Source organism: Streptomyces sp. SID10853 (assembly GCF_010548145.1).
GTDB lineage: Bacteria > Actinomycetota > Actinomycetes > Streptomycetales > Streptomycetaceae > Streptomyces.
The window spans coordinates 39,000-48,856 of sequence record NZ_JAAGLN010000021.1 but is presented as its reverse complement, the minus strand read 5'-3'; the positions used below and the strand labels follow the sequence as shown (position 1 = coordinate 48,856).

The 9,857-nt window shown below is 71.1% G+C and carries 8 protein-coding genes; 5 read left to right on the top strand and 3 right to left on the bottom strand.

Annotated features, from left to right (window positions below; translation table 11 throughout):
- The first annotated feature begins 255 nt into the window (after positions 1-255).
- The 3 genes from G3I19_RS07185 (at position 256) to G3I19_RS07175 (ending at position 3,686) form a co-directional block, all read left to right on the top strand.
- Entirely contained in the window at positions 256-738 is a 483-nt protein-coding gene (locus tag G3I19_RS07185; protein ID WP_203599273.1) for a DUF456 domain-containing protein, read from the top strand.
- A 145-nt stretch (positions 739-883) separates the two neighbouring features.
- Entirely contained in the window at positions 884-3,256 is a 2,373-nt protein-coding gene (locus G3I19_RS07180; protein ID WP_164260702.1) for a Tat pathway signal sequence domain protein, read from the top strand.
- A gap of 64 nt (positions 3,257-3,320) precedes the next feature.
- The gene (locus G3I19_RS07175; RefSeq protein ID WP_164260700.1) at positions 3,321-3,686 is read left to right on the top strand and encodes a PPOX class F420-dependent oxidoreductase; all 366 of its coding nucleotides are present in this window, start codon (positions 3,321-3,323) and stop codon (positions 3,684-3,686) included.
- Positions 3,687-3,710: 24 nt separating this feature from the next.
- On the opposite strand, the gene G3I19_RS07170 is transcribed toward G3I19_RS07175, so the two are convergent.
- From G3I19_RS07170 to G3I19_RS07160, 3 genes are all read right to left on the bottom strand, one after another.
- Positions 3,711-5,042, bottom strand: coding sequence for a DNA-3-methyladenine glycosylase 2 family protein (locus tag G3I19_RS07170; protein WP_164260716.1), 1,332 nt, complete (start codon positions 5,040-5,042; stop codon positions 3,711-3,713).
- Between the two features lie 202 nt (positions 5,043-5,244).
- Positions 5,245-6,381, bottom strand: a complete 1,137-nt coding sequence (gene rsgA / locus G3I19_RS07165) for a ribosome small subunit-dependent GTPase A (RefSeq protein ID WP_164260698.1) — start codon at positions 6,379-6,381, stop codon at positions 5,245-5,247.
- Positions 6,382-6,792: 411 nt separating this feature from the next.
- Positions 6,793-7,128 (bottom strand): helix-turn-helix domain-containing protein, encoded by a 336-nt coding sequence (locus G3I19_RS07160; RefSeq protein ID WP_164260696.1) that lies wholly within the window; start codon positions 7,126-7,128, stop codon positions 6,793-6,795.
- A 172-nt stretch (positions 7,129-7,300) separates the two neighbouring features.
- Here G3I19_RS07160 and G3I19_RS07155 point away from each other — a divergent pair, with 172 nt between their 5' ends.
- Positions 7,301-8,443, top strand: coding sequence for an FAD-dependent monooxygenase (locus tag G3I19_RS07155; RefSeq protein ID WP_164260694.1), 1,143 nt, complete (start codon positions 7,301-7,303; stop codon positions 8,441-8,443).
- Between the two features lie 405 nt (positions 8,444-8,848).
- On the top strand, positions 8,849-9,670 hold the full coding sequence (locus G3I19_RS07150) for a serine hydrolase domain-containing protein (RefSeq protein ID WP_164260692.1): 822 nt from the start codon (positions 8,849-8,851) through the stop codon (positions 9,668-9,670).
- Positions 9,671-9,857: the final 187 nt, after the last annotated feature.

Genomic DNA, 9,857 nt, shown 5'->3' with positions numbered 1-9,857 from the left:
CGGGTGGCGCGGGCGACCCCGGCGGCGCAGGCGACCGGGCGGCACAGGCGACCCGGGCAACGCAGGCGGCCTGGGCAACGCAGTCAGCACAGGCGACCCGCGAACCGGCCGCACCAGACGCCCCGGCCACACCAGACGACCCAGCCACACCAGAGGCCCCAGTCGCACCAGGCACCCCGGCGGCCCACGCAGCCCCGGTGGCCGGAGGTCCGATGCCGTGCTGCGGGAGACGGTCGCTTCCTGCACGCTGGGCAGATGAGTCTGTGGCAGCTCGTCGCGGTCGGCCTGGTGATGCTGCTCGGCCTGGTGGGGGTACTGGTCCCCGGTGTGCCGGGGCCGGCGATCGTGTGGGCCGCAGCCGCCTGGTGGGCGCTGACCGACACCACCGGGCTGGCCTGGGGCATCCTCGCCGGCGCCACGGCTCTCCTGCTGCTGAACCAGGCCCTCCGCCCACTGCTGCCCACTCGCCGCCCGCGTGAGTCAGGAGCACCGCGCAGGACGGTCTACATCGGCGGGGCCGCGGGCATCGTGGGGTTCTTCATCGTGCCCGTGCTCGGCGGTATCGCCGGTTTCATCGGAGGGATCCTCGGCGCGGAGTGGGTACGGCTCGGCGGCCACCGGGCCGGCTGGGCATCCACCCGCACGGTCATGCGGGCCATCGGCACGGCGGTGCTGGTCGAGCTGACCGCCTGCCTGACCGTCACCGGCGCCTGGCTCGGCGCCCTCATCTGGGGGTAATACCGCCCCCTCCCCACAGCACCCGCAAGACATAGGATCTCTTTCGACTCCGCCCCTACTCATTGACGCATCACAGCGCCATGCCTACCTTTCTCCGAGGGATAGCTCGGATGAATTCATGGATGACGAGCCGCCGGGAGGCGTCATGGCCGCTGTATCCGAACCACCGAAACGACGCACCGTTCTCGCCACCGGCACCGCCATCGGCGGCGCCCTGCTCACCGGGGGCCTGGCCGCCGTACCCGCGCAGGCCGCCCCCGGAGGCAGCCGGGCGGTATCGCCCCGGCCTGCCCCGGCCACCGTTCAGTCATCGGATGACAGCTGGAAGGCGATCCTGGACGACGCCGACCTCGTCTGGCAGCAGATGCCGAAGACCTGGTACGAGGGCCCGTACCTCGGCAACGGCTACCTCGGTTCCGGTATCTACGCCGAGCCCGGCCGGAACGCGGTCCGCTTCAACGTCCAGCACTCCGAGGTCACCGACCACCGCCCCGAGTTCGGCTCGCTCTTCGGCCTCGCCCGGCTGCCCATCGGCTACTTCACGCTGGAACCGGCCGGCACCATCACCGGCATCGACTGGCGGCTGGGGCTGCGCGACGCCGAGCTGACCGGCACCCTGACCACCGACCGCGGCACCCTCACCCTGCGCGCCCTCGTCCACAACTCGCTCTCCGTGCTGGCCGTCGAAGTCACCCCGAGCGAGGGCGAGAAGGACTTCCGCTGGGTCTTCCACCCGGCCGAGGCGATCAGCCCGCGTGCGGCCTCGAAGCCGCTCCCCGACGGCTACACGGCCAACCCGCCCGCCGTGACCGAGCAGCACAGCGGGGTGACGACCGCCGTGCAGCCGCTCCTCGCGGGCGGCCAGCATGTGACCGCGTGGCAGGAGCGCACCCACGGCGCCCACGGCGCTCCCAGCGCCCGGCGCACGCTGTACGCCACGGTGGCGCACTCCCACCCGAAGAGCACCGCACGCGACCGCGCCGTACGGCTGATACGCACCGTGGCGCCGGTCCCCTTCGACGTACACGCGACGGCCCACCGCGCCTGGTGGCACCGCTACTACCGCAAGAGCTTCGTCTCGGTACCGGACGCCCGCATCCAGCGCTTCTACTGGATCCAGCTCTACAAGGTCGCTTCCGCCGCCCGCGCCGACGCCCCCGTCATGGCGACCTCAGGGCCCTGGCTGGAAGAGACGCCCTGGCCCAACACCTGGTGGAATCTCAACGTCCAGCTGGAGTACTGGCTGATCCACGGCTCGAACCATCTGGAACTCGACGCGGTGACAAGGGCGTTGGGGGAATTCCGGGAGAACCTCTCGAACCAGCTGGCGGCGCCGTACCGGAAGGACTCCGCAGGCATCCCGCGCACCACCGACCCCCAGCTGGTCAACGGCGCGACCGTCGCCAACGGCGGTTACGGCGTGGGCATCCCCGGCGAGGACCCGCCCACGCCCGAGGTCGGCAACCTCACCTGGGCACTGCACAACGTCTGGCTGAGCTACCGCCACACCATGGACGAGCGGATCCTGCGCGACACGCTCTTCCCGCTGCTGCGCAAGGCCGTCAACTACTACCTGCACTTCCTGACCCCGGGCAAGGACGGCAAACTGCATCTGCCGGCCACCTTCTCACCCGAGTACGGGGTCAACGCCCCGGACACCAACTACGACCTGATGCTGCTGCGCTGGGGCTGCCGCACCCTGGTCGACTCGGCCGCCGTACTCGGCGTCAAGGACCCGCTCAAGGAGCGCTGGCAGGAGGTACTGGCCAAGCTGGTGCCCTACCCGGTCGACGAGAACGGCTTCATGATCGGCGCGGGTGTCCCCTTCGCGATGTCCCACCGCCACTACTCGCATCTTCTCGCGGTCTACCCGCTCCACGAGCTGACCGGCCGCACCCCGGACGAACGCGCGCTGATCGAGAAGTCACTGGCCCACTGGGTCGGCTTCGAAGGGGCCCTCCAGGGCTACACGTTCACCGGCGCCGCCTCGATGTCCGCGCTGCTCGGCAAGGGCGAGGACGCACTGAAGTACCTCGGTGAGCTGATGGCCCGCTTCATCCAGGCCAACACCATGTACAAGGAGTCGGGCCCGGTCATCGAGACACCGCTGTCCGCGGCGCAGTCGCTGCACGACATGCTCTGCCAGTCGTGGGGCGGTGTGCTCAGGGTGTTCCCCGCGGTCCCGGCGGTCTGGCGCGACCTCGTGCTGCACGACTTCCGTACCCAGGGGGCGTTCCTGCTCAGTGCGGTACGGGAGAAGGGGGTGACCCGCTGGGTCAGGGTGACCAGTGAGGCGGGCGCCCCGTGCGCCGTACGCCACGGGATCCCGGGCCGCATCGACGTACGCGACGGCCACGGGCGCGGGCTGCGGTACGAGGACGCGGGCGACGGCACCGTCACCCTCGCACTCCGCAGGGGAGAGTCCGCGCTCATCACCGCTGCGGGTGACCGGCCCGACCTGACGGTGCGGCCGGTCACGCCCAACGAACAGGCCGCCCGCTGGGGTCTGCCGGGGTAACACCGCGGGAGAGCCGGGCCGCGCCGCCGCTGCGGCGGCGGGGCCGGCGCGCGATGCTGGGCACATGAGTGAATTCACCGACGCCGAACGCGCGTATCTCGCCACCCAGCGGCTGGGGCGGCTGGCCACCGTCGACCCCAGGGGCCAGCCGCAGGCCAACCCGGTCGGCTTCTATCCGCAGGAGGACGGGACGATCCTGATCGGGGGCTACGCCCTGGGCACGACCAAGAAGTGGCGCAACCTGGAGGCCAATCCGAAGGTGGCGCTGGTCGTGGACGATGTGGTGAGTGTGCAGCCGTGGCAGGTGCGCGGGGTGGACATCAGGGGTGAGGCCGAGCTGCTGACCGGGCCGCACGAACTGGGCCCGCACTTCAGCGACGAGCTGATCCGTATCCACCCCGCGAAGATCCACAGCTGGGGCCTGGAGTGACGCGGTGCACCACTACCCCGGGGCTCACTGCTGATCGAGCCAGATGTGCCGCAGCGCGTACGAGCGCCAGGGCCGCCACATCTCCGAGCCCGGCTCGCCGGAGAGCGTCACATCGGGGTCGCCGAGCGCCCGCATCCGGATCAGCGCGGCGGCCGGCGGGGTCATCCCGGGCAGCGCGAGGAGCGCCTGTTCGGTCTCGTCACGGTCGGCTCCCGGATCGAGGCGTACACCGGACACGGCGCCCAGCGACGGCTCGTCGGTGCGGAGTTCGGCCGGTGCGGGGAAGAGGTGGGTGAGGCCGCCGCAGGGCCGGTCGAGCGGTGTGCCGTAGCGCTCGACCAGCCACTGCGACTTCTCCCGCCCGGCCAGCGCCCGTACCGCGTACTCCTCGGGCTCCGCCGTACCGGGCGAACGCAGCCCCGGGCGGCGCGCGACGAGCGGTGCGAGACGCGGGTCGGCGGAGAGGCGCTCGTCGATGGCGTACGGATCGGCGTCCAGGTCGAAGAGGCGGCGCAGCCGCTGCACCGCCGTGGTCAGGTCCCGCAGATCGGTGAGATGGATCCGCGCCTCCAGCCAGCGCCCGGCCGACCGTTCGCCGACCGCGGCGATACCCGCGCCGTACGGCAGCCGCAGGGTGCGCCGGTAGGTGCGGGAGCCGGGCGTGCCGAGCACCTCCTCGATCCGCGGGATCGCCTCCCGCGCCAGCAGGTCGAAGACCTCCCGCGCCGCGTAGGGGCCGCGGTGGGCGAGACGCAGCGGGATACCGGCGGCCGTCCCGGGGGCGGCGCCGGGCACGGTGGTGGCGGCCTCGGCCCGCAGCTCGCTCGGGGTGCGGGCGTAGATCTGCCGGATGGTGTCGTTGAACTGGCGCACGCTGGCGAACCCGGCGGCGAACGCGATCTCCGTGATGGGCAGCCCGGTGGTCTGGAGCAGGACGCGGGCGGTGTGCGAGCGCTGTGCGCGGGCCAGGGCGACCGGGCCGGCGCCGACCTCGGCGGTCAGCTGCCGCTGGACCTGCCGGGTGCTGTACCCGAGCCGTACGGCGAGGCCCGGCACACCCTCGCGGTCGACCACCCCGTCGCCGATCAGGCGCATGGCGCGGCCGACGACGTCGGCGCGTACGTTCCAGGCGGCCGACCCGGGCACGGCGTCCGGCCGGCAGCGGCGGCAGGCGCGGAAGCCGCCGCCCTGGGCCGCCGCCGCTGTCGGATAGAAACAGACGTTCCGGCGCTTGGGGGTCACGGCCGGACAGCTGGGCCGGCAGTAGATCCCGGTGGTGCGCACGGCGAAGAAGAACTCTCCGTCGAAGCGCGCGTCGCGGCTGCTCACCGCCTCGTACCTGGTCTCTTCATCCATCACGGAGTCCAGTGTGCCCCGGCGCCCGGCCCCCGGCTGGCGGGAATCGGACAGTGCGCCCCGGGGGTGGGGCCGGGAGCCGGGGTCAGGGAGCCAGAGAGGCCGGGGAGGGCCGGGGAGGGCCGGGGCCCCGGCCTTGTTCAGGGCTGGGGAGGGCCGGTGCCCGGCCTTGTTCAGGGCTGGGGACCGGCCCCCGGGCTGTTCAGGGCTTGCGGATCCTGCCGCGCTTGGCCTCCATGTTGGCCCGGCCCTCCGCCCCCTTCAGCTTCCAGTCCCGGCGGATCTCGGCGCGCATCCGGGCGTCGGTCCTCGCGAGGATGCGCTGGTTCTCCCTGACCAGCTTGCGGTAGCTCTCCAGGCGGCGGACCGGCAGTGAGCCGTCGTCGATGGCCGCGAGCACCGCGCAGCCGGGTTCGGTGTCATGGGCGCAGTCGTGGAAACGGCACTGCCCGGCGAGCGCGTCGATCTCGGCGAAGACCTGGCTGACCCCGCTCGACGCGTCCCAGAGCCCGACACCGCGCAGCCCCGGAGTGTCGATGAGGACGCCTCCGCCGGGCAGGAGGAGCAGATTGCGGGTGGTGGTGGTGTGCCGGCCCTTGCCGTCCACGTCCCGGATGGCCCGGACCTCCATCACCTCCTCGCCGACCAGGGCGTTGGCCAGGGTCGACTTGCCCGCGCCGGACGCTCCGAGCAGCACACTGGTGCCCCCGGCGACGAGGGCGGCCAGGACGTCCACGCCGTCACCGGTGGCGGAGCTGACGGGCACCACCTGCACGCCCGGTGCGGTGGTCTCGACGTCCTCGACGAGATACGAGAGCCCGGTCGGGTCCGGTACGAGGTCGGCCTTGGTGAGGACGACCAGCGGCGTGGCGCCCGACTCCCACGCCAGCGCGAGGAACCGCTCGATCCGCCCGAGGTCGAGCTCGACGGCGAGCGACACGGCGATGATCGCGTGGTCGACGTTGGCGGCCAGGATCTGGCCCTCGGAGCGGTCGGACGAGGTCGAGCGCACAAAGGCGGTCCTGCGGGGCAGCAGCGCCCGCGCGAACTGCGGATCACCGGCCGGGTCGACCGCGGCCCAGTCCCCGGTGCACACGACTCGCATGGGGTCACGCGGTACGACGTACTCGGTGTCGGCCCGCACCGGACCGGCCGTCGTGACGACATCGCACCGCCCACGGTCGACCCGCACGACCCGGCCGGGCAGCAGACCCTGTGCGGCATAGGGGGCGAACTCGGCCTCCCAGTCCGCGTCCCAGCCGTAGGCGGCGAGCGGGTGCGCGGAAGCGGATGAAGCGGTTGAAGCGGATGAAGCCTGGGAGAAAGAAGAGAAAGACAAGGGGTGACCCTTCACAAGGGTGGCCCCGGCGCCGCGCGCACTGGCGCGGAGGAAGACAGATCAGAGAGGGATCAGCCGGAGGCCACGGAGGTGGAGTGGATGAGCTTCCGGGTGCGGACAGCACCCATCACGACGACAGCCATCGGTCACACCTCCTGCCTTGCATCGGCCGGCTCCGGCGGCAACAGGCCGCCGGAAGAACACAGCAGACCTTAGCCACGGGCCCCGGCAGCGCGCCAACGGTTTTCTCCGACCGAGCCCCATCATGCCGCCGGCCGCACGCCGCCCCGCTGTGCGGCCAAGCCCTCCCCGATCTCGACGTAAACGCCCGGTCCCCCTGGCCACAGGCGCATATCAAGCGCACCATCCCGGAGTCGAGGGCCCAGGGCGACCGCCTGTGCTCACCTGTGCTCAGCGAGAAGCGGTATCGCCCGGGGGCTCTGCTCCCAGGAGGGCGAGGAGCCCGGGGAATCTCTTCTCGATGTCCGCTCGTCGTAGACGGATGCCCTTGCGGTTGCCGTAGTCGACCTCGTCAATGAGACCTGCCTCGCGCAGGACGCGGAAGTGGTGGGTCTGACTCTGCTTCGAGATCGGAAGATCGAACGAGTTGCAGCCCCGCTCGCCGTCGCTGCGGTCGGCGGCCAACTGTGTCAACACCGAACGACGGCGCTCGTCGGCGAGGGCGCGAAACACCGCACCCAGATCGAGCGCATCGGCCTCCGGGCCGACCAGGTTCTTCCCGGTCACGCGACACCCCCTTCAGGTACAACTTGAATCGTACCTGAAGGGTGTGCTCCACTGAGGTACCAAATCTTTTTTACCTTGGTTCCGGTTGCGCTGCCCCGTGCCGCCGCACCCCGGGACCCGGCCCCGGCACTCGCCGGGGACCCGGTCGTCGACACTCCGAGAGGTCATCGTCATGAAGAAGCCCGAGGCGCTGATAGTCGGTGCCGGAATCGCAGGGCCCGCACTCGCGTACTGGCTCTCCCGGACTGGCTACCGGCCGACGGTCGTCGAACATGCCCGGCAGCTGCGCTCCGGTGGCAGCGCGATCGTCGTGAAGGGGCCCGCGACCCCGGTCGCCGACCGCATGGGCATCCTCCCGCAGCTCCGCGGGCTCGCGACCCGCAATCGGTCACTGGCCCTGCTCGACCCCAGCGGCAGGCGAATCCTGCGGCTCCCGCTCGCCTCCGACGAGGCGCCGACGGTCGAAGTGACCCGGGCCGACCTGTCCGAGGTGCTCCACCGGTCGGCGCAGACCGAGGCGGAGTTCCTGTTCGACGACACGGTCACCGCTCTCGACCAGGACGAAGGTGGGGTCGACGTCACCTTCAGGCGGTCCGCGCCACGGCGCTTCGACTTGGTCGTCGGTGCCGACGGGATGCACTCCACCGTACGGCGCCTGGTATTCGGACCCGAGCGGCAGTTCGCGAGCGACCTGGGCCTGTACGGCGCGACCGTGCCGCTGGAGCCCGACGCCATCGAGGACCCGAGCGAGATGACGATGCTGACCGTGCCGAACCGGATGCTGGTCGTCCACCCCTCGCGGACCACTCCGCTCGCGATCTTCACCTTCCGGGCCGCACAGCCGGCCCCCCACGACCGCAAGAACATCGCCCTTCACAAGCAGACCGTGGCCGACGCCTACGCCGACGTGCGGTGGCGGGCACCGGAACTCGTGGCGGCGTTCCTCGACCATCCGGCTCCGTTCTTCGACCCCCTGACCACCGTCCGGGTGCCCTCATGGTCCCGCGGACGGGTCGTACTGCTCGGGGACGCGGCGGCGGCGACAGCCCTGCTGGGTGACGGGTCCAGCATGGCGATGGCGGGCGCGTACGCCCTCGCAGAAGAGCTCGCCGCCCATCCCGGTGATCACGCCCGAGCCTTCGCCGCCTACGAGTCGCGGCTCCGCCGTGAGGTAGGTCCGCGGCAGCGACGCGTCGCTCTGCTCTCCCGGCTCATGGTGCCCCGCACCCGGCCGGGCCTCGCGGTGCGCAACGCGGTGGGCCGCGCGGTCGGTCACACGAACCGGATCGCCTCTCGCGAAGCCGCGAACCGGTAGACCGAGTCCGCACCGACCCCGGCGTCATGACTGACTGGTGGCGCGGTACGCAGCCCGCTGGGTACCGCGTTCACCCCAGTGAGAGACCATCCGTCAGAACTGGTCGGCCGCAGACGGAAAACACCCACCGGCCAACTCCGTTCGAGCCGCCCCCTGCTGACAAGAGGAGAGCCCAGCACATGGACAGCACCACAGCAGACAGTCCAGCCGGCGGTCCACGGGCCCTGGCCCGTTACGTCGGCTCATCCCCGGTGCTTCGGTACCCCGCCGCAGCCTTCTTCCTGCGGCTTCCCCTCGTCAGTCCAGCCCCCCACACCGTCCATCGGTGGGTGGCCGTGAACCGGCACCGCAGGCCCGCCGGTTCACCATCCTGCGCCATTTCCCGCAGCCGGAGCTGAGAGCCCGATGTCCCGCGTACCCACTTGCGTCCTCAGCAGCTTCGATGCTCCCCACGTCGAACACGGCCATGACCTCGACAGGTTCGTCCACATCGGCTCCCTGACCAAGCCGGTCACAGGGACCGTGCTGACCTGCCTGGCCGCGGAAGGAAGACTTCACCTGGACGACCCACTGGAGCGCTTTCTGCCGGTCCCGTCCGGCACCGGCATCACACTGCGACATCTGGCAGAACACACGTCTGGCCTGCCGCGGCTCCCACCGCGCTTGCAACGGCGCGACCCCTACACGGCCTTCGACAACCTGGCCCTGGACACCGTGGTACGTCAACTCGCCACCCTCACCACTGCAAGCCCGGGCCAGAACGAGGAGTACTCGAACCTTGGCTACGCCATCCTCGGCGCTGCTCTCGTCGCAGCTACGGAGACCTCCTACGAGGACCTCGTAAAGCGGCACGTCCTCCAGCCGCTGGACATCACTGAGGTGACTTCCAGTCCGCCTGCGCACCGAACACTGTGCCGACGCTCACTGACCGGGCGTCCACGCAAGCCCTGGACCATGAATGGCGCCATTCTCCCCGCCGGCGGCCTGTGGGCCACTCCACGTGCCGCTGCCGGCCTGGTGACGGCCCTCCTCGTGGACCGCAAGCTGGGAGAGCCTGCCCCATCCTGGCAGGTATCCGGTCCCTTGGTCTGGCACAACGGTGCCACTCGCGACGCCTCCGTCTTCACCGGCGCCCTGTCGGACGGCAGTTGGATCATGGTCCACCGTCTCTCGGGCCGGGCGACAGAAACCGATCAACTGGGCATCGAGAAGCTCAAGAACCGATAGGACCCGGCCGGTGATCGCATGGGGCAGACGGAGAAGCCCGCGCGCGCCTGGACCAGTGGAGCGGTGGAGCGGGGGGCCGGTGGACCGGCGCGTCGGTACGCGTCTGGAGACCCCGATTCTGCTCGCCTTCGGTCCGGGGATCACCTGCATCATGCGCAGGAGCACCGGACTACCGGACTACGGCCGA